Source organism: Paenibacillus sp. FSL E2-0177, assembly GCF_037992975.1.
GTDB classification, from domain to species: Bacteria; Bacillota; Bacilli; order Paenibacillales; family Paenibacillaceae; genus Paenibacillus_AQ; species Paenibacillus_AQ odorifer.
The window spans coordinates 5,654,683-5,679,208 of the sequence record NZ_CP150307.1 but is presented as its reverse complement, the minus strand read 5'-3'; the positions used below and the strand labels follow the sequence as shown (position 1 = coordinate 5,679,208).

The window sequence follows — 24,526 nt, the reverse complement described above, 5'->3', positions numbered from 1 at the left end:
TAAGCGTAAGGAGTATTCAGTTACGGGAGGTGGTACGATGGAGTCCATCAGAAACGATGTATCCGACGCGCAAGCTTGCGGGAGCTTAACTCCGAAATCGAAACCATGTCCACGCCCCAAGCCGGGCGAAGCGGCTGGGGGCTGCTCCTTTGACGGAGCCCAAATCACGCTGCTGCCGATCATGGATGCTGCGCATCTTGTCCATGGGCCGGCTGCTTGTGCCGGGAATAGCTGGGAAAGTAGAGGGGCTTTGTCAAGCGGGCCATCACTTTCACAATACGGTTTCACTACAGATCTCAACGATAACGATATTATTTTTGGCGGAGAAAAGAAACTCAAAGATAGCATTGACTATATTGCCGGGCGCTTTATGCCTCCGGCAATATTTGTATATGCGACCTGTGTGACAGCATTGATTGGCGAGGATTTGGATGCGGTATGCAAGGAAGCGGCAGGCAGATTGGGACTTCCTGTGATCCCCGTGAACAGCCCCGGATTCGTAGGCAGTAAGAATCTCGGAAATCGGCTGGCTGGAGAAGCGCTGCTACAATATGTCATTGGCACAGGTGAACCAGAAATGGAGACTCCTTTAGGTGTGAATTTGATTGGGGAGTACAATATCGCGGGTGAAATCTGGGATATCGAGAAATTAATGAAGAGTGTTGGAATTACGCTAATGTCCAGAATTACAGGGGATGCAAGATATAAGGAAATTACATGGGCACATCATGCAAAAGTGAATATGGTTGTGTGCAGCCGTGCATTGTTAGGTCTGGCAAAAGAAATGGAGGCAAGATACCACATTCCTTATTTCGAAGGCTCCTTCTATGGGGCCAAGGAGACAACTTATTCCTTACGTCAAATGGCTTATTTGCTGAATGACCGTGAGATGGAGCGGCGTGTGGATCGGTTGACGGAACGAGAGGAAAGCAGACTGATTCAGGAGCTGCGGCCCTACCGCAAGCTGCTTAAAGGAAAGAAAGCAGTTCTCTATACGGGTGGAGTAAAAAGCTGGTCGATTATTTCCGCACTGAAGGAGTTAGGCGTTCAGGTGGTAGGTGTAGGCACGAACAAAAGCACGGAAGATGATATACGGCGTATAGCGGATCGTGTTGGTGATGACACCGAATATATCCCGGAGGGCGGGGCAAGCCGAATTATCAAAACCGTCCGGGATCGTAAGGCAGATATTATGATTGCTGGCGGACGGAATATGTATGTGGCAATGAAAGAGCAGATTCCGTTTATCGATATTAATCAAGAAAGACACAAAGCCTATGCTGGTTACGAAGGTTTACTAAGGCTGGCTAAGGAGCTGACGTATTCTCTTGCTAATCCAATCTGGAAGCTGGCTGCCAGTGCCGCTCCCTGGGATAAGGAGGAACCTTCCTATGACCGTTAACAAAAGGAGTAAACCTACTTCAGTTAATCCAATCAAAATCGGTCAATCCCTTGGTTCCGTACTGGCATTTCAGGGCTGCTACAAGGCATTGCCTATTGTGCATGGTGCGCAAGGTTGTTCCGCATTTCCGAAGGCGCTGCTTACCCGGCATTTTCGCGAGCCTATAGCCGTACAGACCTCTGTTTTACAGGAGATGGATGTAATCTTTGATGCGAATCGTAATTTAGAGGAAGCTCTAAATACCATACTCAGTAAACACCGACCAGACATTATAGGCATTATTGGGACTGAGCTGACGGATGTGGCTGGAGTGGATTATCAATCCATGCTCAAGACCTATAAAAGGGAGCGGAACATGCGGGGTGGGCTTGCCTTTTCCGTCACCTTACCTGACTTTCGCGGTTCATTGGAATCGGGGTTCAGTTCTACCGTGGAGGCGATGCTTGATGAGATGATTCAGCAGGTAGGCCATCGGGGTTCAAGGAGTGTGAATTCACGTCAGATTACCCTCTTGCCGGGATCGTTTCTGACGCCGGGTGATGTGATGGAGCTGAAAGAAATGATATCCTCCTTCGGTTTTGAGGTAATCGCTGTACCTGATATATCGACCTCTTTGTCTGGGCATCTGCTGACAGGATTTTCACCGCTAACAAGAGGTGGGGTGCCTCTAGATTCGATGCTGCAAAGCTTGCATTCGGGTCTAACCCTTGCCATCGGCGGAAGTATGGAGCGTCCAGCTAGAAGACTGCATAATGCGCTGGGAACTCCCTACAAAGTATTCGAGAGTGCTATGGGGCTTAAAGCAACGGATGATATTTTGCAATTTCTGCATCAAATTAGCGGGGAGCCGGTACAGCTTCGTTATTGCTGGCAACGAGAGAATTTATTGGATAGCATGCTGGATGCTCATTTTCAATTTGCGGGAATGTCTGCACTTGTTGCGCTGGAGCCAGACCATTTGTATACCGTATCTTCTTGGCTCGAAGAGCTGGGGGTGGAGCAAAAGGCCCTGGTCACTTCCTATGAAACTCCTTTGGTGGTTGAGATGGAACGAGAGGTATGGGTCGGTGATCTGGATGATGTTGAGTTTTTGGGTAAAGGTGCAGATTTATGGATCGGTAACTCACATGGGATAAATGGAGCGGCGCGGTTAGATGCAGCATTTATGGCGGCTGGATTTCCCGTTTGGAATGAGCTTGGTGCTTATATGGCCACTTCTGTAGGGTATCGGGGAGCGATGGAGTGGACGAATAAAGCGGCGAATCTGTTAATGCGAAGGGAGGAGGAACATCGTGAAAGTAGCATTCGCTACAGAGGATGGAATTAGAGTGAATGCCCATTTTGGGCAGAGTCCGATGTTCGCAATTTATAAAGTTACCAAAAGTGGCGGGGAGCTTATAGATCTTCGTAAACTGCCAACGATTCTCAATCAGGATGAAGCAGGCAAAATAGAGAGTCGTCTGGAGGTGGTAGAGGATTGCACACTAATATTCATCATGCAGATTGGAGCCTCAGCAGCGGCAAGAGTCACACGTCGTAAAATTATGCCGGTAAAGGTTCCACCAGGCAGTCCTATTGATGAGCAAGTGAAGCGGATTGTTGAAATGCTACAGGGCAAACCACCGATGTGGCTAGCCAAGGTATTACATGCTGAAAATGAAGCGGAAGGGGCGAGTGTAGATGGATCCCATAGCTAATGAGAGTGCTGCATTAATGGGCCGGGTTGCTCCGGAAGCGGCAGTATTAAACCGCCGTAGTCGAACCACGGAGAAAGAGCTGGATAAAGATATAGCAAAGATGTTCATACGGCGGTTGTGTCAATTGCTTGATACAGAAGACTTTTTTGGAAGACATGCTTCTCTTTCACCACAGAAGAAGATCGAACGATTGTTTCTCGCTTCCCCTGAAGACAAGAACAAATCTGATTTTAACTGCGCGGTTTCTCCAAAAGTCCGTTTGCAGGTTCCTCTCTTGTTTCAGGCGGTGGCGGGCGTGATCGAGGAGAAGAGTGGGGTTCTGGTTCAGAGTTCATCTGAAATAAACGGGGAAGGATTTGGGCGTGCTCTTTTATATAGTGATCGGATTATTCTTGTGTTAAAAAGCTTGAGAGCAGGTTTTCCGTTTCCTTTTACCTCTGAGGAGAAAGTAATTCGCTACGGCGTTGCTTGTGTAGAAGAAGGGTTAGCCTTTATGGATAAATTTAATGAAATGACAGCTCTTTATGGAACGGATGGTCTGGAGGGTTAGATTCCAATGATGCAGCTCAGCCACAGGGAGGGAGAAAATGGAGCAGCTTGTAGGCGGCACCGAACTGGAACGATACGCTCGCCAATTGAAGCTGCTTGGAGAAGGTGGGCAGAAAGCGCTAAAAGAAGCTACAGTGATGATTGCTGGAATTGGAGGGCTTGGAGGCACTGCCGCACTTTATTTAGCTGCTGCCGGAATCGGCAAGCTGATCTTGGCGCATGAAGGAAACATTGTGCCTCCAGATTTAAATCGACAGATATTGATGGACAGTGATCATTTGGGTATGGAAAGGATGAGCACAGCCATTCAGCAGCTAAAACGTCTGAATCCAAATGTTGAAATGGAAGGATTTAATTCGAAGATTGAATACAATATGGCAAAACCTTGGGTAGAACAAGCCGATATAGTGATTGATGCACGGTATGATTTTCCGGAAAGATATACGTTGAACCGCCTATGTGTAGAAACCGGCACGCCAATGGTAGAGGCGGCGATGTATGGATTTGAGATTTCACTAACAACGGTTATACCTGGTGAAACCCCTTGCTTAGAGTGTCTTTATCCGGATGTGAATCCAGAATGGGAACCGTTTGGCTTTCCAGTATTGGGAGCAACCTCCGGAATTGCGGGTTGTCTGGCTGCGTTGGAAGCCGTAAAATGGGTTACAAGGGTAGGGACGACTTATGCGGGCGTAATGCATCGCTTCAATTCACTCGACTTCGCCTGTTACAGCGTCCATATTACCCGTAATCCGAATTGCACTTGCTGCGGAGAGGAAGGTAAACCGTGAAAAGTCTCAGGCTATGTGACACGACACTTAGGGATGGTGAACAGGCGGCTGGAGTTTCATTCACGAGGGAAGAAAAGCTGGAAATCGCAAGGTTGCTGTCGGAATGCGGAGTGGAGCAAGCAGAGGTAGGAATTCCTGCCATGGGCAAGCAAGAGCAAGAAGATATTGCGGCCATCGCTGATTTAGGTCTACCTATGAAGATGATGACTTGGAATCGGGCTTTGGAAAGTGATATCGACAAAGCTTGGGCGACGGGTGTGAACTGGAGTCATGTATCGATCCCTGTCTCGGAAATTCAATTACAAGGTAAGCTAGGTTTAACACCTGCCAAAGGTCTGACAAGATTACTGCATGCGACGGAATATGGCCAACGGCTAGGAATGACTGTGTCGGTGGGGATGGAGGACTCTTCAAGGGCAAGTATGGAGTACCTGGTTGAACTGGTAAATACATTATATAAAGAAGGCATTCGTTGGTTCCGTTATGCAGATACGGTATCTGCTCATCATCCGGGTCAAATGGCAGAGCGGGTAAGCACATTACTTAGTGCTGTTCCTGTAGATGTAGAGCTTGAGGTACACTGCCACAATGATTTTGGTCTTGCGGCTGCAAACACACTTAGCGGTATTGCCGCGGGTGCGGTCTGGGCAAGCACTACGGTAGCAGGGATTGGTGAACGTACCGGGAATGCAGCAATGGAAGAAGTAGTGATGGCTTGGCGTTATCTTTATGGCGGAGAGAGCAGCGTACGTCCGGAGTGTTTGAAGGGGCTGGCGGATAGGGTGATCACAGCCTCGGGCCGAAGTGTCGGCGATGCCAAACCAATCGTCGGATCACTCGCCTTCACACATGAATCTGGGATACATGTTGACGGTTTGTTGAAAGAAACAGCCACCTACCAGACCTTTGATCCCACAGAGGTGGGGAGAGCACATCATTTTGTGTTAGGTAAACATTCCGGAAGTGGTGGAATCATACATGTACTGAACGCACATGGTTTAGAGGTTAGTGCTGGAACCGCGGGACGTTTGCTTGAACGGGTGAGAGACTATGCCGAAGTTAATAAAGTGAATGTGCCAGAGCTCCTCTTGGTTGAATGGCTGAGGGAGGATTGGCAACGACCGTAAGAGATATTAGTAAGAATGAATAAAGGCTGACAAGACGGGTACGAAACCTGTCTTGTCAGCCTTTTAATGTTGTTAGGATTAAGTTTATTGTGTTACCCCTTAACCGCTCCAGCGGTAATTCCCTTGGTCATCTGTTCTGTGAAGAGCAGGTAGATCAGGATGGTTGGGATAGCGATGATCGTCATAACAGCGAACTGTGCACCATAGTTGGATGAATACTCACCAGTGAATTTCATAATGGAGAAGGGAATCGTCTTAAGATCTTCCGAGGTGAGGAAGGTGTTCGCCATAATGAATTCATTCCACGTGCTGATGAAGTTGAGCACACAGATGGTTGCCAGCGCCGGTTTGGTGATGGGCAGGATGATACGGAAGATTAACCCGTAAATGCCACTGCCATCAATAACGGCGGACTCTTCAATAGCCCGTGGGATGGTCTCCAGGAACCCGGTCATAATCAGGACACTCATGGGGATGACAATGGCTGAGTAAGGCAAAATCAATGTGTACATATTGTTCAGCATCCCAAGCTTGTTAAACAGAATGAAGTTTGGCAGCAATGTAGCGTGAATCGGGATGATCATGCCTAACATGATTAGAGACAGGACAATGCCACTTAGCTTCCATTTCATCCGGGTAAACGCATATCCCATCATCAGGGACACCAGCGCAGAGAGCATAACAGTTATCACTGTAATGATAAGACTGTTGGCAAAATAACGTGGCACACGCCCGTAGGTAAAAGCGTTTCGATAGTTCTCCCACTGGGGTGGAGAGGGCCATTTCAGAAATGAGCTTCCGAAGAACTCACCGCTCTTGAGCAGGGAATAATCGATCAACCAAATAAGCGGAAATAACTGAATCAACGCGATGATACACAGGAACACCATCATTAGAATTTTGCCCGTTGTAGGCTTTCTGCGTTCTTGTTTGTGAAGGTTTAGCTTAGGGGGTGAAGCGGCAGGCGATAAGGAATTATTCATAGGATATCCTCCGGTTACAGGGTTTCTTTAAAATTCTCCGATATCTTTCTTTAAAATCTTGTTGAGGATAACGGTTAGGATCAGGCAGAACACAATAAACAGAATCGAAATGGCATTACCATAGCCGTATAGCGATGATGAGAAGGCGGTTTTGTACAGATAGTTCCCTAGGAACTGTGTGCTATTTGCAGGGCCACCGTTGGTCATTAAGAATACGGTTTCCATTTGCTTAAGACAGGTGGTGACGGCAATGATGATGGCAACCCGCATCATCGGCGAAAGCAGCGGAATGATGATACGCGTGTAGAGGGTAAAGTTGTTGGCGCCATCGATTCTTGCGGCTTCGCTTAAATCTTCCGGAATGCCTTGCAGACCTGAATAATACAGCAGCAGTGCATACCCAAAGCCTTGCCACATAACAACAATGATGATGCACCAGATGGCTGTCTTCGGATCACCGAGCCAATCATGCGTAAGTGCGTCCAATCCAACTCCGCTTAGCAGCTTGTTGAGCAGTCCGTAGTTCGGATGGAAAATTCCGGTCCACAGCTTGGCTGTAACGACGACGGAAATTACAGCGGGGATAAAAAAGATCGTCCGGAATATTTTTTCGTATTTGCCGGAGTTGGTTAGGAATATCCCCATGAGAATGGCAAAGGGATGTTGTAAAAATACTGTGGCGGCGGTCAGGAGCAGGGCGTTGACCAGCGATCTCCAGAACACTTTGTCATGAAATAGAATTTCGCGGTAGTTATCAAAGCCGATGAAATTGTATTTGCCGATCCCGCCCCAATCCGTAGAACCGTAATAAGCGCTCATGAAGATAGGGATGCAGATCATAAAAGCAAATAGGAACAGTCCAGGTGCGATGAGTAAGAAAATCGCTTTTTTGTCGCTTAACACTCTGTGCATGGAAATCTCCGTCCTTTTAAAGAGTAATCTATCTATTACCATCGTAACGGGAAGCCAGGCACCGGAACATGCCGTAAATTTCAGATCGGTGTATACATTTTTTCGAAAACAAAACCCCGGCCTCTGGGGGAAGCCGGGGTTTGCGCACTGCCATCTATAAGCTTACTTCAGGAGCGCTAAGGTTCATGTTTTTTGTAGTTCTCTGGTTTATTTACCAGCGAATTTATCGGATGCAGTATCCAGTGCTTTGGCGAATTCTTCAGGGGTAATCGCATCAGATAGCAGGCTTTGATGCGCCTCCATTACCTTTTGCTTGAACTCATCGTCACCCACATCCTGCAGTGGAGTACCGCTGGAAGAGGTCATGGAGCTGAACACTTCAATCAATTCTTTTTGCAGCTGGGTTTCGTTACCCGTTAGGAATTGATCGAATTGCTGCGCAGGTGTACCCGCGCCAGCTTGCCATAGCATTTTAGACCAATGCTCTGGAGCGAAGAAATATTTCAAGAAATCAACAGCGGCTTCAGCATGTTTGGAGTTTTTGCTGACTGCATATCCACCACCATACCAAGCGGCATCATCGGTTGCTTTACCTTTAGCTGAAGCTGGGAATGCGAAAGCACCTACGTTATTGCGGAATTCTTCAGAGAAGTTCTCGTCTGTTGCCAGACCCGACTCCCAAGCGCCCATAAAGAACATGGCAGCTTGCCCTTGTCCGAACAAGTTGCGTGCAGCACCGTAATCGGCAGTCAGCCAGCCATCGGCAAAACCTTTAGCATCGGCGAATTGCTGCATTTCAGTTGCAGCTGCAACCAGACTAGGATCTGTAAAGGATATTTTACGTGCAACAGCTTCATCCATTGTATTGAAATCGCCAGTCTGACGTTGGGCTACAAATTCATACCAGATAGGCAGTGTCCAAGCGTCCATACCATTCATAGCGATCGGGTTAATTTTCTTGGCACGAAGTGTTTTGACGGCGGCAAGCAAATCATCTGTTGTTTTTGGAACCTCGATGCCGTTGTCAGCAAATATTTTTTTGTTATAGTACATCACCATGTAGTCGGCACCACGCGGCAAGCCGTAAAGCTTACCGTCTTTACTGAAGCCGTCCATGGATCCGGACACAAACTGATTACCTTCGAAGTCAGCACTGTTCAGTTCAAGCAGTAGATCGTTATCCAGCAGCGGACTCAGGAAGGAGGGCTGACCCCAGGCTTGAATGATATCAGGCAGCTGATTGCTGGAGGCATATACTTTGATTTTTGATTTGTAAGGCTCATCTTGAAGCGCTTCCACTTCAATCTTGACGTTAGGGTTCTCTTTCATGTAAGCATCGATAATGTCTTGCTCTACCTTACCTGAACCATTGGCCCGATCCGCGAGCGCGGTGAAGAACTTCAGTGTGATTTTTTCGGCGGGTGTGTTTTCCCCTGCACTAGCTGTTGCTTCGGCAGTAGCTTCGGCCTTGTCATTTGTAGGTGCATTGGTAGCTTTCGCATTGTTATTTCCGCCACCGCAGCCTGCCAGCAGAGCTGGTAGCATTAGACTCATAAGTGCTAGCTTTATTCCTTTACCTTTCATCAAAAACCCACCTTTTTTATGAGATATATTTCCACGAGAACGGCTGTCATCAAACGAGGACGACAATGTCGTTTCATCTTGCATCCCCATCTTAAGAGTTTATGACCGATAGAAACATGGTCCATATTTAAGAACTATGTAGGCATTTTTCAGTGATTGTAAAAAGCTGGTTCAGGGTTTAATGATTTCAGTTATACTTGGTTTACACATTTATTGATTATACATGAAGGTGGTTCTCATGAATCGAAACATCCGCTTATTAAGCCGTTATCGCCATCTTCCGCTCCAGTTTAAGCTGTTATTATGGTTTGTGCCGCTGCTTCTCGTGACTATATTTGCTATGGGGTGGAACTCCTATCAGATCTCTTCGCAGCAGGTGGTGGAGAAAATGAAACAGTCACAGGATCACCTGACCCGAAAAACAGCAGAGCAGATTGATGAGATGGTGAGGGGAATGATTTCTTTTTCCAATACACTCTTTCTGGATGAAAGTGTGCAGCGGCTCTTAGTGTCGTCAGAAGCACAAAAAGAACGTAATTCCGTATTTAAAACGGTCACCAACCTGATGGTCGCTGGCAATTCGATTCAATCCCTGATTCTATACTCTTTGGAAGACCAGAATAACGGGGCGGAGCCTTTTGCTGCGAACCAAGCCGGATTGACGACTGGCATGAAGTTCTCTAACTTTGTCCAAACCTCGTACTACAAGGAAGCCGTTGAAGCCGCAGGCAGTCCAACCTTTGGATTGTCCAGACCCACGGATGGCATATTTGTTGGTGATCATTATCATAAGATTGTACTTTCCAGAATTATCAAGAATGTATATACTTTAAAACCGGCAGGGCTAGCGGTGATCGGGGTCGATGCTGGTAAGATTGGAAGCCAATATCTAGACAACTCTGAAGATGATGTAGATATGTTTGTGGTAGATCGAGACGGGCTCATCATTACGGCTTCTAACCGGAGCTGGATCGGCAAAAGAGATCTTGATCTTCCGTATTTTGCGGACAGCGATCCTAAGTTGAACCTAGAGCAGAGACTGGAGTCTACAGCGGATCACAAACAGTGGATTGTCTCGCATCTGCAGTCAGAAACGACGGGTTGGTATGTGGTGGTTGTGCATTCCAAACGGCAGCTTGTCAAAGAGCTGGGACAGATTTCACAGGTCACGGTGACGATCGCTTTTCTGTGCTTAGCAGTTAGCTTAATGGTTACCTGGCTCGCCGCCGCCTCAATAACGAAACCGCTGAAAAAGCTTTCCCGCTCCATGCGCAGATTCCAGACAGGGGATTTCACACAGCGCGTATTTTTTGAAGGAAATGATGAGATTGGTCTCTTGGGCCATGGTTATAATCTAATGGTGCAGCGGATCAAATCGCTCATCAATGATGTATATGCCTCCAAACTGAAGCAGCAGGAAGCAGAATTGAAAACGCTTCAGGCGCAGATCAGGCCGCACTTTTTATATAACACGCTGAATACGATTTGTTGGGAAGCTGAGAAGAAGGGCGACAAAGAAATAGCGGATATGGTCTATTCGCTTTCTCAAGTATTCCGGCTGAGCTTAAATGATGGGCGGGATACGTTTACATTGGAACAGGAAGTAGAGCTTGTGACGAATTATTTGTTCCTGCAAAAAAATCGGTTTAGAGAACGTTTTGAGTTCGAAATTGCCTTGGATGAGAGTATCAAGGATTTCACAGTTCCGAAGCTGCTGCTCCAGCCACTGGCGGAAAATGCAGTGATTCATGGGATCGAGCCACTGGCAGGAAGCGGACTAATCTCGATTCGCGCCTTCCGCAAAGATAGGACTATTGTGCTCGAAGTTCAAGATAACGGGGTGGGAATCACGCCGGAAAGACTTCAGGAGCTACATCAGCGTTTAGCGAGAGGAAGCTCTATTTCGGAGGAAGAGGAGAATGCTGGACGTTCGGGGTTTGCGCTCTCGAATGTACAGGAACGTTTAGCTTTGTTTTTTGCCGGAGCCTCATTGCAAGTAGAGAGTGTAGAAGGAGCAGGCACACGTATTATCATTCATATCACTGTGGAGGGTCCCTAAATGATGAAGCTGAAGCTGCTGATTGCTGAAGACGAAGACACCATCCGTGAGGGTATCGTCAATATGATTGACTGGAATTCGCATCAGATTGAGGTAATGGGCGAAGCGGGGAACGGAAGTGAAGCGCTGGCTCTGATGGAGTCTGAACAGCCGGATTTATTGTTAACGGATATCCGCATGCCGCAGATGAATGGTCTGGAGCTAATCGAAGCTGGACGGCGTCGCGGTTACGACTTTCGCTCGATTATTTTATCTGGCTACAATGAGTTCTCTTATGCGAAACAAGCGATTGCGCTGGGGGTTGTCGATTATGTGCTGAAGCCGTGCCGGCCGGAGGAAATTCTGAAGACGGTACTCAAGGCTAAGGAGCTAATTGAAAGGCAGCGTTGTCAGGAGAATGAACAGCTAAAAAGAGATCGTTCCTGGCATAAAAATGCACCGCTTGTCAAAAGCCAAGTGCTGTCCCAATGGATTCATCATCCTCCGGTTCCGCTGGAGCGGCGGCAGGAGCTGATCGGTGAGTTAGCTATGGCTATTAGTCACGAAGGTCCGCAGATTGGGCTGGTCAGCTTTGATTTTGATCCTCCCTCTGCCGGTGGGTCTGGACAGGATTTTGTACTTTTACGTTACGCGGCCCTAAATATTATTAGTGAGACCTTGTCTCCTATCTATAAAGGAAAAATCGAGACCTTCCATGATGGCAATCTCCTGCTCTGGATCGGCAGTGGTTTAGCTGGAACGGATTCTCGCAAGTCTTACCGAACCCCCATCTATTTAAAAGAGCAGATTGGGATGCTGCAAAGCAATCTGGAGAAATACCTCAAGCTGTCAATCAGTATTGCTGTAGGCTCCTGTCGTGCGGATATTTCGGAAGCTCACCTGTCTTATAAAGAAGCGCTTCAGGCCATGGAATCCCGCTTTCTGAACGGGAAAGGCGGCGTTTATTTTTTTACAGAAGGTTCAGGAGTTATTGGGGGTGGCGCACAGGAGATCGGGATTTTAGATGATCCTGAATTAAATGTGCTGGAGGATGAGATGCTTGTGGCAGTCGGTGCAGGAAGTAATGAGCTTGCCCTCGATCTGCTGGAGCAGTGGCTGGAACGTTTTCGCGGAAACCCCGGATGCCTCAAGCAGGAGGTGAATATTCGGGCAACAGCTTTTGTCGTTCGCCTTAAGAGGCTTGCGCAGGAAAAACAAGTAGCTGGATTTGAATGGAAGCAGCATTTGGTCAATTGGATGGAGCAGGCACCACAGATCGAGACGCTGGAGGAATTATCTACGATCCTGAATAAGATCATGCAGAATGTGGTGGAGGCTTTTTCTAAACATCGCCCTCTGCATCGAACAGTAGTTACAGCGCTTGAGATCATCCGTAACAAATATAATACCAATCTGTCTCTGGAGTATGTTGCGAAGGAAGCTTATGTATCTAATACTTATTTAAGTTCACTGTTCCGCCAGGAGCTGGGTGTGAATTTTCTCGATTACTTGCATCAATACCGGGTAGAAGAGGCAAAAAAGCTGCTCCGCCAAAACTTAAAAATGTACGCCGTTGCAAAGTTAGTGGGCTATGGGGAAGAACGCCACTTCAGTGCTACTTTTAAGAAATGGACCGGACTTACGCCCTCACAATATCAAAAGGGACTAGGGAAGTAGGAGTAAATTGTTATCTACTAGGCTTTGTGTGGTTAAACTCTACATATAGCTAAATAGGAGGTAACCGAGAAATGAACCCGAAATGGTGGAAAGAGAGTGTCGTGTACCAAATTTATCCGATTAGCTTCATGGATAGTAACGGAGATGGGATTGGAGACTTGCAAGGAATCATATCCAGACTGGATTATCTGCAGGATTTAGGTGTAGACGTGATTTGGGTCTGCCCTATTTATAAATCACCAAACCATGATAACGGTTATGATATCAGTGATTACTGTGACATTATGAAGGAATTTGGCACGATGGATGATTTTGACCATTTGCTGAGGGAGATGCACGCACGTGGGATGAAGCTGATGATGGATTTGGTTCTGAACCATACGTCACATGAGCACCCATGGTTTGTTGAATCCAGATCGTCGAAGGATAATCCGAAACGGGACTACTATATTTGGCGAAAAGGAAAAAATGGAGGTCCCCCGAATAACTGGGAGTCTTATTTCAGTGGCTCGGTGTGGGAGCTTGATCCGCGGACCGATGAATATTACCTTCACCTCTATTCCAAATATCAGCCTGATCTGAACTGGGAGAATCCGGTGGTCATTGATAAGCTGCATGAGATGGTGGAATGGTGGCTGAAGAAGGGTGTGGACGGATTCCGCTTTGATGCCATTGCACATATCGTGAAGACGAAAGGTTACCCGGATGCGGATAATCCAGGTGGAACACCTACCGTAAGGGCTTATGGAATGTTCTCCAATCTGGCAGATGTGCATACCCTGCTACAGAATTTATATGATAAAGTGCTTTATTTCTACGATATTATGACGGTAGGAGAGACCTCAGGACTTGGACCGGAGCAGGCGCTAGATTATGTAGGGGACGGGCGTAGAGAGCTGAATATGACTTTTCAGTTTGAGCATATGTTTCTGGATGCCGCTTCGGCAGGTAGTGGAAAATGGGATGTCGTCCCATGGAGTCTACTGGAGCTGAAAAAGATTATGAGTAATTGGCAGACGGTTCTGCATGACAAAGGCTGGAATGCGAATTATCTCTGCAACCATGACCAGCCGCGCGCAGTGTCCCGGTTTGGGAACGACCTTTTTTACCGGATTCCTTCGGCTAAAATGCTGGCGACCTTCATTCACATGCTGGAAGGCACACCTTATATTTATCAAGGCGAAGAAATTGGTATGACGAATGTCTGTTTCGAATCCATTGATGAGTACCGGGATGTAGAGACGCTTAATTATTATGAAGAAAAGCGAAAAAACGGCGTTCCAGAAGAGCAGATTATGTCTGCCATTCATCATAAAAGCCGGGATAATGCCCGCACCCCGATGCAGTGGGACGATGGTCACGCAGGTGGTTTTACGACGGGGACTCCTTGGATTGAAGTAAATTCCAACTATATGGAGATCAACGCTGGCAATGCGATTAAAGATCCCGATTCCATCTACAACTACTATAAACAGCTGATTGCCCTGAGAAAAAAACACAAAGTCATCGTTTATGGAGCCTACGGGCTGCTGCTCGCAGAGCATACAGAGATATATGCGTATACTCGGACATTAGAAGATCAGCGGCTGCTGGTTATTCTGAATTTTTATGATGGAGAGCCTGTATTCGAATGGCCAGCGGAGTTCCAACCAGACAATATTGAGCTGTTAATTTCTAATTATTCCGTAGAAAAAGATGAGCAGATCCAACCGCTTAAACTTCGTCCTTATGAAGCGCGAGTATATTTGCAGCAGCTTGTGTAAGGGAAGCTACAGGAATGAGTTGTCATGAAGGGGCTGAGCGCTCCACTGTGACAACTCTTCTTTGAGTTTGTGAGTAAAAGACTGTACAATGGCGATACATTAACATACATAGAGTGGAGTTACAGGAAGACGCCTGTGGGAGGAGAGACAACATGACTGAATGGTATGAAAAGAGCTTCGGAGAGGATTATCTGGTCGTATACAAACATCGAGACTTTGGTGGAGCTCGTAAAGAAGTTGAACGAATGATCTCGTGGCTGGGACTACCGCCAGGCTCCAAAGTGCTGGATTTATGTTGTGGGATGGGACGTCATTCACTGGCGCTTGCGGAAGCAGGGTACGAGGTAACTGGAGTAGATTTATCAGAGGTATTACTGCGTGAGGCAAGATCTCAAAAAGGAGCGGAGCAGGTAACTTGGCTGCGTTCTGACATGCGGGACCTACCGTTAATAGGAGGTTTCGATGCTGTGGTTAATCTGTTCACTTCCTTTGGTTATTTTGAAGAGGATGAGGAGCAGGTAAAGGTTTTGCGTGAAATCTATCGGATGTTGAAGCCGGGTGGCAAGTTTGTTATTGATTATCTGAACCCTGCGTATGTGATTCGTCATCTGGTGCCGCATTCTACCCGCGAGGATGGAAAGAATCTGATTGATGAGTCGCGGCGGATCGAGGATGGGTATGTGAAGAAGGACATCATTTTAACCTCTAAAAATGATTCTACATCTCGTCAATATCATGAACGTGTGAAGCTGTATTCATTGGAGAAATTCAGCGGAATGATCGAGGAAGCGGGTTTACAGCTCGAAGCTGTGCATGGCAGCTATGAAGATGAGGTTTATAATGCAGAAAGCTCCACGCGGATGATTTTTAGTGGAATTCGATCGTAATGGTATCAGGAAAAAGATTCAAAGGCGGTGATCGCACCATGTCTAAGGCGGATATCACTTCATGGGACAAGAACATTCTTCAGGTCTCGGTGCCCATGGACTCGCCGCTTCGTCAAGTGAACAGCTATATTCTGCCTGATGAGGATGGCAGAATTACTATTATCGATCCGGGTCCGCGTAGCCCGGAGACAGAAAAATGCTGGCATGCGATCCTGCAGGAGCTGGGATTGTCGTGGAAGGACGTGCGGGATATCGTCGTAACGCATCATCATCCCGATCATTATGGATTGGCGGGATGGTTGCAGTCGCAGACCGGATGTAAAGTATGGATGACTGAACGTGCTCATGCCGAGGCGATGTTGATGTGGGGCGGTAACACGGATATCAATGAAGTTTTGCCGTTATATTTCATCAGACACGGAATGTCGGAGGAATGGTCGAGTGGAATTAAAGCGCATTTGGAGAGCTTTGACGCTCAAGTAGAGCCACAGCCGGTTGTAACTTATCTGAATGAGGTAGAGCCTTTCGGGATGGGTGGCCGTGAATGGAAATTGATTGTAACTGGCGGACATGCACCGGGACATGTGAGTTTCTATCATGCGGGCAGCGGGCAAATGATCTGCGGCGATGCTGTGCTGCCGCAGATTTCGCCCAATGTCAGCCTGCTTCCAGGCAGCGATCCACAGCCGCTGCAGACGTTTCTTCAGGGGCTGCGGGAGCTGGGGAGCTACCCGGTCAGCATGGCGTTCCCGGGTCATCGGGAACCGTTCACGGGCTTCGCGCACCGGGTCAGCAGTCTGCTCGCTCATCATGAGGAGCGGCTGGATACCACGGCAGCCTTGCTCGCAAACGGCCCGCTGAGCGGCTTCGCCGTCTGCGAAATTCTGTTTCGCAGCCGGGTAACCACCGTTCACCAGATGCGCTTTGCGATGAGTGAGACACTGGCGCATCTGGCGGAGCTGATGCGCCGGGAGCGGGCAGTGATGATAGAGGCGGACGGTGTTATCTTGTTTGCAGCATCTGAAAGTGCTGGTGACCATGTTAGTTAGAGTTTCTAGCGCGATCGAAGAGTGATGAAATGAATGATGAGTGATGAATGATGAAATGAATTTAGATGTGAATGTTATGATCGAGTAGAGGTGTAGAGCAGTCCTGTGTTATTGGGACTGCTCTTTTTTGGGCTTTGGTTTTAGTGACTAAGTAGAGAGTATATTTCGGTGCTATTTATATGAATATTGAGCTCCTTAGTCCGATCGAATACCCAACTAACCTTTGATTACATACTCATGCGTCACGCTGATCATTTAGACTAACATTTGATTACTTTACTCATGCGTTATGCAGGTCATTCGGACTCAGAGGCCGCTATTCGTGGGTTTTGGGACTTTTGAGGTGAGTATCGGATCGGAGAGGCGTTATTGCTAGTGCAGAGGGTAGTTATTGGTCATTTTTGAGTGAATAGCGACTCTGGAGTCCGAAATTGACTAAATCAAGGGTGTTTTATGGAAATAGGGTCACCTGAGTCCGAACACATTACCAAACTAACATTTGATTACTTTACTCATGCGTTACACAGGTTATTCGGACTCAGACGCCGCTATTCGTGGGTTTTGGGACTTTTGAGGTGATTATCGGACCGGAGAGGCGTTATTGCTAGAGTAATGGGTAGTTATTGGTCATTTTTGAGTGAATAGCGACTCTGGAGTCCGAAAGTGTCCAAATCAATGGGGATATGTGAGTATAGTGTCACCTGAGTCCGATCGCATTACCAAACTAACATTTGATTACTTTACTCATGCTTCACACAGGTTATTCGGACTCAGACGCCGCTATTCGTGGATTTTGAGACTTTTGAGGTTAGTATCGGACCGGAGAGGCGTTATTGCTAGAGTGATGGGTTGTTATTGGTCATTTTTGAGTGAATAGCGACTCTGGAGTCCGAAAGTGACTAAATCAAGGGTGATTTATGGAAATAGGGTCACCTGAGTCCGATCGCATTACCAAACTAACATTTGATTACTTTACTCATGCGTCACACAGATCATTTGGACTAACATTTGATTACTTTGCTTATGCGTTATGCAGGTCATTCGGACTCAGATGCAGCTATTCGTGGATTTTGAGACTTTTGAGGTGAGTATCGGACCGGAGAGGCGTTATTGCTAGTGTAGAGGGTAGTTATTGGTCATTTTTGAGTGAATAGCGACTATGGAGTCCGAAATTGACTAAATCAATGGGGATATGTGAGTATAGTGTCACCTGAGTCCGATCGCATTACCAAACTAACATTTGATTACTTTTCTCATGCGTCACACTGGTCATTCGGACACAGATGCAGCTATTCGTGGGTAAAAACACATCTTACCGAGTAGCTAATTGCTGATATTTACTAATTGGGGAATTCATCCCTTTTTTTTGAGGTTTGTGGGGGTGTAGAGCGGATATTAGGGAATATCTCCCTAATAATCTACGAATGTAGCTATAAATTAAGGTTTTCGTAGAGTTATTAGGGAAGAATTCCCTAATAACTTAGGTTTTGAACGATTTTCGGTATTTTTTAGGGAGTTTTTCCCTAAAACTGTCCCAACCCAACCTTAAAAAAAGCGATTGTCTCATAACCCGCAAGGGTTACGAAACAATCGCTTTTTAATTCTCAGAGTGTACCCAAAACACCGGTTACTCCGGTTGTTTTTCATGTTCTGCAAGTTTCCTTGCAGTTTCTTCGCGATCCTCAGGTGAATGCGGAAGTTCGAGGTCTATCTCACGCTCAGCTTGCTTACGGTGTGCGATTCGGCTACTAGCTGCAGCGGCTACCGCGCCGACGATATCGTCGAGGAAGGTGTGGATCTGCCCGGTGTTTTTGTCGTTCAACCGTTCAAGAACGCCTGGCTTAAGCTTGTCCACATAACCATAGTTGGTGAAGCCAATGCTGCCATATACATTTACGATGGAGAAAGCCAGAATCTCATCCACTCCGTATAATCCCTCATCATTTTCGATCATATCCTGAAGCGGTGGAAACAACTTCCCCTCCTCCGCGAGCATGTCCAATTGAATGCCCGTAAGTACCGCATTTTGCACTTCTCGTTTGCTGAGTACCATCTCAACGTTATGGACACATTCTTCCATCGTTAAGTTTGGATAATATTTTTTTTGCAGAAACATAACGAGCTCTGCGATTTCCTGCAGGTTTACTCCACGCTTATTCAACCACATTTTGGTCGCATCTGCGACTGCCTTGCTGTTCAGACTGTAAGGTATTTTTGCGATTGGTTCATCAGCCATGATTAGTCACCTCGTAAGTTAAGTCTTTGCATTACAACGTTCGTTAGCATGATGTTAAGCGCTGGTGTTATCTCAGATTGTACGTTTAGAAAAAGTATTTGTCCAGAAAACGGAGTCTATATGAATTAAAATCTAGATCCAACCTAACCTGAAAATAAAGCGCACAGGCTTTTCCAACAATTTAGGATAAGCAGTTGTTATTTTTTGGACAAAGGTCTCGTATACATAGCAGTACAAATGCTATCTAACCTTGAAAGGGGTAATAAATGATGAAAACAATGCAACAAATCCGCGGGATTTCCGCAGTCTGCCTACTCGCAGTTCCACTGGCACTGTCCGGTTGCGGCTTGTTCGGTTCGGAATCAGCATCGATTGATGCTCCGCCACCTGAGGTTGAAGCGCAGATGTTACAGACAGAGGGAAATAATACTTTGGATTCAGGTGTATTTGGTCCAGTGGCTCAGGATGATGCACAAGCAGTTGTGAAGGACAGCACCAAAACCGCTAAAGCAACGGATAAAGCAACGGCTTCCGGTGACCGGACGACCGTATATTTGGAAGATGGAAATGGCTTACTCGCTCCAGTGTCGCTAAATCTGCCAAAAAGCAAAGATTCCAGCACGCTCAAGAACTCTTTAATGGCATTAGTGAATAAGGGAGAATATGCGTCCTCATTGCCAGAAGGCTTCCAAGGCATTCTACCAGCTGGAACTGAGGTGCAAAGCATTACGGTAGACAAGTCGAATTTGGCAGTTGTTGAGTTCACTTCGGAATTTAACAACTATGATGCTGCGGATGAACGCAAAATCCTTGAAGCGATCACTTGGACACTTACCGGTCAAGATGACATTAAAGGTGTACAGTTCTGGGTAGATGGTAAAAAGCTTACGGAAATGCCGCTTCAAGGTACTCCGCTGGATCGCCCGCTGTCCCGTACAATGGGCATTAACCTGCCTAAACAAGGTCCATCTTTGATGAACTCTAGTGCGGTTACTGTTTATTTTTCCACAACATCTCCTGACGGTATCCAATATTATGTTCCGGTTACGCGCTTTGTACCCGCAGGGCAAGAGCAGCTGACTGCTGCTATCAATGAGCTGATTGCGGGACCTGAATCCGGAGACGGTCTGGAAATGGTTATGACACAGGGCACATCACTTGATTCGGTTGAAGCCGGACAAAACGGTGTTGTTACTGTATCCTTGACTGACGATATGTTCGCAGATGGGAAGGAAGTTCCTGCCGAATTACTGGAATCGGTTGTTCTGACTGTTGCGCAAAATACGGAAGATGCTCTGGTTCAAATTCGTTTGAACGGCAAACAATCGATTACTGACACTGACAATGTGGATTATAGCAAACCTGTTTCTGCACCTGAATTTTTGAACGAGCTCCCGTTATAGAATGACCTTCTAAGGTTTAAAAGATGCTTTTGTGCCTCCTCTTTGGTAGAATAAAAGTTGCTCAAAAAGACGTAACGTCCCGAACGGTGAACTGCCGCAATGAACAACAGGGAAACGGGACTCACACTAAACTATTAGCTATACGATGTAGGAGGCAGAAAAGATGAGATCAAACGGGCGAACTGACGACCAATTACGGCCGCTGACAATAACGACCCAAACGAATAAATATGCTGAGGGCTCCGTGATCATTGAGATGGGAGACACCAAAGTTATTTGTACGGCTACTGTAGAGGAAAAAGTGCCTCCGTTTCTTAAAGGACAAGGAAAAGGCTGGGTAACTGCCGAATATTCGATGCTTCCTCGGGCCACCCAGTCCCGTAATCAACGTGAAGCTGCACGCGGTAAACTTACCGGACGTACAATGGAGATCCAGCGGCTGATCGGCCGTGCGCTTCGCTCCGTGGTGAATTTACAAGCGTTAGGTGAACGCAGTATTACGCTGGATTGTGATGTGATTCAGGCGGATGGGGGAACTCGGACGGCTTCGATAACAGGCGCTTTTGTTGCCATGGCATTTGCTATTAATAAAATTGCACTACAGCACAAGCTGGCTGTTTTTCCTATAACAGACTTTTTGGGAGCAATTAGTGTAGGTGTTGTAGGGGATAAAACATTGCTCGATCTGAATTATGAAGAGGATTCCAAAGCCAAAGTGGATATGAATGTAGTCATGACCGGCGGCGGTGCTTTTGTTGAGGTACAAGGGACTGGCGAAGAAAGACCATTCTCGCGTCAAGAGCTGGACCTATTATTAGGTCTAGGTGAGAAGGGAATTTATGAACTGATTGCGGCGCAAAAAGAAGCGCTCGGAGCGATTGCTCTGAAAATCCCTTCCGGCCAACCGGGCCAAGAGGTGTAACATGAATTCCACGGGCAATATTCTCATTGTCGCAACGAAGAATAAGGGGAAGGTGCGCGAGTTCGAGCACGCTTTTGCCCCGCTGGGCCTGACAGTTAAGAGTATGTATGACTATCCGCATCTGCCCGATGTGGTGGAAGACGGGGCTACTTTTGCAGAAAACGCATTTAAAAAATCCAAAGCCGTAGGTGATGCACTTGGAATTCCGGTACTCGCTGATGATTCGGGTCTTTGTGTAGATGCTTTGGATGGCAGACCGGGTGTGTACTCTGCACGTTTTGCCGGTGAAGACGCTACGGATGGGGAAAATAACCTGAAGCTGCTTAGCGAGCTAGAGAGATTGAAACAGGGGGAAGACACAGATCAGCCTTTGCTGAGCACGGCTAGGTTCGTCTGTACTTTATCGCTGTACGATCCAGTTTCCAAGCAGGAGCTAACCGCAGAAGGTGCGGTCGAAGGCTGGATTACTTCAGAACCATCAGGTGCTGGCGGTTTCGGTTACGACCCGCTATTTTATCTGTCGGAACATGAAAAAACTATGGCCGAGCTTACGCTGGAAGAGAAGCAGCAGATTAGCCATCGAGGAACTGCACTGCGACTGCTGACGGCAAAGCTGGAGAAAAAACTGGCAGCCGAAGGCGGCCTATCGCAGGAATAGATTTTTATATAAAAATGGGGGTGTCCAAAAGCCGCGAAATGGCTGCTGGGCACCCCCGTTTTTTATTCCTTCCCCTTAAACAAAGCATCAAACTTCGTTCGATTCTAGCACATTCACCCGTATGAAGCGGCTACCCGGACACAGCTGACCTTAAACGCAGCTTTATCCGATTTGAGATTCGAACGGACCCCAAAGTCGCTATGGGCACGAAAAACACCCCGAAAGAAGCATTTCATAAGGAATAGCAGCACTGGAGTCCGATACACAGCTCCAAAGGCTTGAAATTTGTAAATAACGTCAACTGGGTCCGTAACGTAAGCCCCAAAGGATGAAAATGCCTCTGCACTAATAATGGGATGTTCTCCTTGTTGGAATCAAGGAGAGTACCGGATTACATCAGCTTCCAAAGAGCAGGTGTGGAAGCTGGCTCCCACCCCTGAAGTGAAGTGTGAGGCTGCAAGCAGGAATACGTTTTTCCACTGTAGGCGACGACATCACCTACTTTATAAGCAACTCCTGTTACCCAGCTAGACCCTCCCGAAGTAGGAGTAGCAGTCGGTAATGGAGTTTGCGTCGGTGTTACGGTTGCGGTGGGCGTCGGTGCCACCGTAGGCGCTGGAGTAACGGTTGCAGTAGGCGTCGGTGCCACCGTAGGTGTCAAAGTCGGTGTCAAAGTCGGTGTTACTGTTGGAGCTACAGTTGCCGTTGGTGTAGACGTTGCTGTTCCACACACGCTGATGTATTTCCAGACACCGTCCGGTCCGCTAAGATCGGGACGGTCTCCTTGTGTCCACCACTTGGCTTCATAGAGTGAGCCGCTGTAGGAAACGCGTTGTCCGCCAGTATATGCGGTTGCCGCATTCCAGGTCGCTGCCGAGCATTGTCCCGGCGTAGGAGTAGGTGTTGGCGCTACAGTTGGCGTAGGCGTCACGGTTGCCGTCGGAGTCGGTGTTGCCGTTGGAGTAGACGTTGGTGTTGGTGTTGGCGTAATGCCTCCGTACAGTTTATCGTATTCCTGTTGGGACGAGTTTCCGTTCAGGGTGATTCGCTGTGGACCGCCTGAAAAGTTCAGCTTCATCATACCCGGAATTTCAAGTGAAGCTCCATTCGCAATAGTTTGAGTAGCTGTACCTGTAATACGGTAGCGGTTGAAATCCCAGGCCGTGGAGATTTGCTCAACGCTACCGGCTCCCCATGCCGAGGTTAGGGTTGTAGTTGTTGGCAGGTCGAACTCCAGCTTCCAGCCACCGGAAATATCTGTGCCGGTATTGTTCGTTATTTTTAATGAATAGGTATAGTTCGGATGATCATAGGCGCCGCTGAAGCTGAGGTTGAAGTTTTTAGGTTCAGGCAACTGCGGCTTAGGAGCTCCGCCCGGCGGCGAGGCTGTCTTCAGCTGATCATAGGCAAAATCGGTCAGAGAATTGCCATACGTATAAGTGCCATCGCTCTGCTCAGAGTAATCGCCCGTTAGTTCCCAGAACATCATACCTCCCAAGCCTTTTTGCTTGATGTAATCCAGCTTGTAGCCAAGAGATTCCTTATCTTCATACGTAAGAAAAATCTTCTTGTCTGCATTGAATAAGTACGGTGTTTTGGTAACAGGATCGAAGTAACGCTTATTCGCTGGATCTTTGAGCAGATTTAGCACATGCCAGATCGGATTTGCACCAGCAGGCTGCTCTGGTGCGGGATCATTCCAGATCCCGTATTGGCCATCTGCTCCCCCACCGGTTGTCGGAGCTGTGCCGTAAAGGCCGGTATTGTTGATGCCTCCATTCACATTTTTCCAGCCTCGTGAATAATAAGGAACTCCGATCACGATTTTTTCCGGAGGAAGCGTTCCAAGATAGTATCGGACCGCCCAGTCGGTATTCAGAACCGGAGTGCCCAGCGCAGCAGTTTCAGTATCGCGGGAATCCGGGTACAATGCAGAATGCGGCCCTACATATCCATTCCAAGCCCCATGGAAATCATAGGTCATAAGGTTCGCCCAGTCTAAATACTGATTGGCTTCCCCAAGCTTCATGCCCCCAAGAATCCAGGAAGAGGCAGTGGCCGCAATGGTCAGGTCATATTTCTGATTGTCTTGTGAACCTGCCAGATCGAGCTTTTCGCGAAGTTTTTTCATAAGAAGAACGTAGTTGTTGTAATTAACTGTACGCAGCGGTTCTGCCACGGCAAAATCGTTAGGATTACCGGACTGCCCAGTGCCAGAAGGGTACTCCCAATCGATGTCTACTCCGTTGAACTGATAGGTACGCAGAAAATCCACAACACTATTGGCAAAAGCTTCTCGCCCGGCTTCTGAATTCGCCATGTTGAAGAACCCTCCGGAACCCGACCAGCCGCCAACAGAAATCAGGGTGCGGACATCAGGATAGAGCTGTTTGTACTTAACCAGTTGGTTAAAATGCCCCTTAAAAGGCAGGGTGGTCAGCTGACCGGGATAGTCTTTTTCGATTGCAGCTGTACGGTCCATGAGATCAATCTTGTTCGTTTGAGGATTTACCTTGGCGAAGGCGTAGTTAATATGGGTAATTTTATCCCACGGAATCTTGTCTACGGTGTAAAATCCTTTGTTCTCCTGATCGCCCCACTCTGGGAAGTAAGCAACGATTTTGCGAGGATGATCAGCTGCTGGAGCGGGAGCGGAAGGTGTTGTTTCCGCGGCATGGGCCACTGGTAAGGATGCACCTGTCCCGGTGTAAAGTGGAACCAGAACGATTAGGCTCATTAGCGCAGCAAGGTAACTTATGGATATTTTGCGCTTAGCACGTGCTTTTGCAATCATATTTAATATACCTCCAAAGGGGGATAATGTTATTTCAGGAACGATGCTTCCTGC

At 47.3% G+C, this 24,526-nt stretch carries 19 protein-coding genes; 14 read left to right on the top strand and 5 right to left on the bottom strand.

The window, feature by feature from the left end; translation table 11 throughout:
• Window positions 1-37 precede the first annotated feature (37 nt).
• Genes nifE through MHI25_RS25300 form a run of 6 tightly spaced genes read left to right on the top strand, consistent with a single transcriptional unit; the run spans window position 38 to window position 5,566 of the window.
• Window positions 38-1,402, top strand: coding sequence for a nitrogenase iron-molybdenum cofactor biosynthesis protein NifE (gene nifE, locus MHI25_RS25325; RefSeq protein WP_076303287.1), 1,365 nt, complete (start codon window positions 38-40; stop codon window positions 1,400-1,402).
• Window positions 1,392-2,729 (top strand): nitrogenase iron-molybdenum cofactor biosynthesis protein NifN, encoded by a 1,338-nt coding sequence (gene nifN / locus MHI25_RS25320; protein WP_340394554.1) that lies wholly within the window; start codon window positions 1,392-1,394, stop codon window positions 2,727-2,729. Before nifE ends, nifN begins: the two co-directional genes overlap by 11 nt.
• A complete protein-coding gene (gene nifX, locus MHI25_RS25315) occupies window positions 2,695-3,099 on the top strand; it encodes a nitrogen fixation protein NifX (RefSeq protein ID WP_076146356.1) in 405 nt (134 codons plus the stop codon). The genes nifN and nifX overlap by 35 nt, the downstream gene beginning before the upstream one ends.
• Complete coding sequence (locus tag MHI25_RS25310) at window positions 3,083-3,649, top strand: DUF269 domain-containing protein (RefSeq protein ID WP_076146353.1); 567 nt, start codon at window positions 3,083-3,085, stop codon at window positions 3,647-3,649. The genes nifX and MHI25_RS25310 overlap by 17 nt, the downstream gene beginning before the upstream one ends.
• A 37-nt stretch (window positions 3,650-3,686) precedes the next feature.
• Window positions 3,687-4,439 carry a HesA/MoeB/ThiF family protein gene (locus MHI25_RS25305; RefSeq protein ID WP_076146351.1) on the top strand — a complete coding sequence of 251 codons (753 nt, stop codon included), beginning with the start codon at window positions 3,687-3,689 and terminating at the stop codon, window positions 4,437-4,439.
• On the top strand, window positions 4,436-5,566 hold the full coding sequence (locus MHI25_RS25300; protein ID WP_280753694.1) for a homocysteine methyltransferase: 1,131 nt from the start codon (window positions 4,436-4,438) through the stop codon (window positions 5,564-5,566). The genes MHI25_RS25305 and MHI25_RS25300 overlap by 4 nt, the downstream gene beginning before the upstream one ends.
• Before the next feature lie 92 nt (window positions 5,567-5,658).
• On the opposite strand, the gene MHI25_RS25295 is transcribed toward MHI25_RS25300, so the two are convergent.
• From MHI25_RS25295 to MHI25_RS25285, 3 genes are all read right to left on the bottom strand, one after another.
• Window positions 5,659-6,549 (bottom strand): carbohydrate ABC transporter permease, encoded by an 891-nt coding sequence (locus MHI25_RS25295; RefSeq protein WP_036679567.1) that lies wholly within the window; start codon window positions 6,547-6,549, stop codon window positions 5,659-5,661.
• 27 nt (window positions 6,550-6,576) lie between these two features.
• The gene (locus MHI25_RS25290; protein WP_036679565.1) at window positions 6,577-7,461 is read right to left on the bottom strand and encodes a sugar ABC transporter permease; all 885 of its coding nucleotides are present in this window, start codon (window positions 7,459-7,461) and stop codon (window positions 6,577-6,579) included.
• 207 nt (window positions 7,462-7,668) lie between these two features.
• Window positions 7,669-9,045: an extracellular solute-binding protein gene (locus tag MHI25_RS25285; protein ID WP_340394553.1), complete on the bottom strand. Its 1,377-nt coding sequence runs from the start codon at window positions 9,043-9,045 to the stop codon at window positions 7,669-7,671.
• Window positions 9,046-9,283: 238 nt separating this feature from the next.
• On the opposite strand from MHI25_RS25285, the gene MHI25_RS25280 reads away from it, so the two are divergent.
• From MHI25_RS25280 to MHI25_RS25260, 5 genes are all read left to right on the top strand, one after another.
• Entirely contained in the window at window positions 9,284-11,104 is a 1,821-nt protein-coding gene (locus MHI25_RS25280; protein ID WP_340394552.1) for a sensor histidine kinase, read from the top strand.
• Complete coding sequence (locus tag MHI25_RS25275; protein WP_076129195.1) at window positions 11,105-12,760, top strand: response regulator; 1,656 nt, start codon at window positions 11,105-11,107, stop codon at window positions 12,758-12,760.
• Window positions 12,761-12,831: 71 nt separating this feature from the next.
• The gene (locus MHI25_RS25270) at window positions 12,832-14,523 is read left to right on the top strand and encodes an alpha-glucosidase (RefSeq protein ID WP_076186343.1); all 1,692 of its coding nucleotides are present in this window, start codon (window positions 12,832-12,834) and stop codon (window positions 14,521-14,523) included.
• A gap of 152 nt (window positions 14,524-14,675) precedes the next feature.
• Complete coding sequence (locus MHI25_RS25265; protein ID WP_076279956.1) at window positions 14,676-15,410, top strand: class I SAM-dependent methyltransferase; 735 nt, start codon at window positions 14,676-14,678, stop codon at window positions 15,408-15,410.
• A gap of 38 nt (window positions 15,411-15,448) precedes the next feature.
• Entirely contained in the window at window positions 15,449-16,459 is a 1,011-nt protein-coding gene (locus MHI25_RS25260; protein WP_340394551.1) for an MBL fold metallo-hydrolase, read from the top strand.
• A 1,627-nt stretch (window positions 16,460-18,086) separates the two neighbouring features.
• On the opposite strand, the gene MHI25_RS25255 is transcribed toward MHI25_RS25260, so the two are convergent.
• Complete coding sequence (locus MHI25_RS25255) at window positions 18,087-18,695, bottom strand: phosphatidylglycerophosphatase A (RefSeq protein ID WP_339188294.1); 609 nt, start codon at window positions 18,693-18,695, stop codon at window positions 18,087-18,089.
• Between the two features lie 269 nt (window positions 18,696-18,964).
• Between MHI25_RS25255 and MHI25_RS25250 the strand changes: the two genes are divergently transcribed.
• The 3 genes from MHI25_RS25250 (at window position 18,965) to MHI25_RS25240 (ending at window position 21,678) form a co-directional block, all read left to right on the top strand.
• On the top strand, window positions 18,965-20,098 hold the full coding sequence (locus MHI25_RS25250; protein WP_175620010.1) for a GerMN domain-containing protein: 1,134 nt from the start codon (window positions 18,965-18,967) through the stop codon (window positions 20,096-20,098).
• A 163-nt stretch (window positions 20,099-20,261) separates the two neighbouring features.
• Window positions 20,262-21,020 (top strand): ribonuclease PH, encoded by a 759-nt coding sequence (gene rph, locus MHI25_RS25245; RefSeq protein ID WP_036686952.1) that lies wholly within the window; start codon window positions 20,262-20,264, stop codon window positions 21,018-21,020.
• A gap of 1 nt (window position 21,021) precedes the next feature.
• Window positions 21,022-21,678: an XTP/dITP diphosphatase gene (locus MHI25_RS25240; protein ID WP_076129200.1), complete on the top strand. Its 657-nt coding sequence runs from the start codon at window positions 21,022-21,024 to the stop codon at window positions 21,676-21,678.
• 391 nt (window positions 21,679-22,069) lie between these two features.
• On the opposite strand, the gene MHI25_RS25235 is transcribed toward MHI25_RS25240, so the two are convergent.
• Window positions 22,070-24,472 carry a glycosyl hydrolase family 18 protein gene (locus tag MHI25_RS25235; protein WP_340394550.1) on the bottom strand — a complete coding sequence of 801 codons (2,403 nt, stop codon included), beginning with the start codon at window positions 24,470-24,472 and terminating at the stop codon, window positions 22,070-22,072.
• Window positions 24,473-24,526 lie beyond the last annotated feature (54 nt).

What these genes read in the sequence shown, in the direction of transcription:
- nifE (WP_076303287.1), top strand. Translation starts at nt 38, where the DNA reads ATGGAGTCCATCAGAAACGATGTATCCGACGCGCAAGCTTGCGGGAGC.
- nifN (WP_340394554.1), top strand. Translation starts at nt 1,392, where the DNA reads ATGACCGTTAACAAAAGGAGTAAACCTACTTCAGTTAATCCAATCAAA.
- MHI25_RS25310 (WP_076146353.1), top strand. Translation starts at nt 3,083, where the DNA reads ATGGATCCCATAGCTAATGAGAGTGCTGCATTAATGGGCCGGGTTGCT.
- MHI25_RS25305 (WP_076146351.1), top strand. Translation starts at nt 3,687, where the DNA reads ATGGAGCAGCTTGTAGGCGGCACCGAACTGGAACGATACGCTCGCCAA.
- MHI25_RS25295 (WP_036679567.1), bottom strand. Translation starts at nt 6,549, where the DNA reads ATGAATAATTCCTTATCGCCTGCCGCTTCACCCCCTAAGCTAAACCTT.
- MHI25_RS25290 (WP_036679565.1), bottom strand. Translation starts at nt 7,461, where the DNA reads ATGCACAGAGTGTTAAGCGACAAAAAAGCGATTTTCTTACTCATCGCA.
- MHI25_RS25285 (WP_340394553.1), bottom strand. Translation starts at nt 9,045, where the DNA reads ATGAAAGGTAAAGGAATAAAGCTAGCACTTATGAGTCTAATGCTACCA.
- MHI25_RS25280 (WP_340394552.1), top strand. Translation starts at nt 9,284, where the DNA reads ATGAATCGAAACATCCGCTTATTAAGCCGTTATCGCCATCTTCCGCTC.
- MHI25_RS25275 (WP_076129195.1), top strand. Translation starts at nt 11,105, where the DNA reads ATGATGAAGCTGAAGCTGCTGATTGCTGAAGACGAAGACACCATCCGT.
- MHI25_RS25270 (WP_076186343.1), top strand. Translation starts at nt 12,832, where the DNA reads ATGAACCCGAAATGGTGGAAAGAGAGTGTCGTGTACCAAATTTATCCG.
- MHI25_RS25265 (WP_076279956.1), top strand. Translation starts at nt 14,676, where the DNA reads ATGACTGAATGGTATGAAAAGAGCTTCGGAGAGGATTATCTGGTCGTA.
- MHI25_RS25260 (WP_340394551.1), top strand. Translation starts at nt 15,449, where the DNA reads ATGTCTAAGGCGGATATCACTTCATGGGACAAGAACATTCTTCAGGTC.
- MHI25_RS25255 (WP_339188294.1), bottom strand. Translation starts at nt 18,695, where the DNA reads ATGGCTGATGAACCAATCGCAAAAATACCTTACAGTCTGAACAGCAAG.
- MHI25_RS25250 (WP_175620010.1), top strand. Translation starts at nt 18,965, where the DNA reads ATGAAAACAATGCAACAAATCCGCGGGATTTCCGCAGTCTGCCTACTC.
- rph (WP_036686952.1), top strand. Translation starts at nt 20,262, where the DNA reads ATGAGATCAAACGGGCGAACTGACGACCAATTACGGCCGCTGACAATA.
- MHI25_RS25240 (WP_076129200.1), top strand. Translation starts at nt 21,022, where the DNA reads ATGAATTCCACGGGCAATATTCTCATTGTCGCAACGAAGAATAAGGGG.
- MHI25_RS25235 (WP_340394550.1), bottom strand. Translation starts at nt 24,472, where the DNA reads ATGATTGCAAAAGCACGTGCTAAGCGCAAAATATCCATAAGTTACCTT.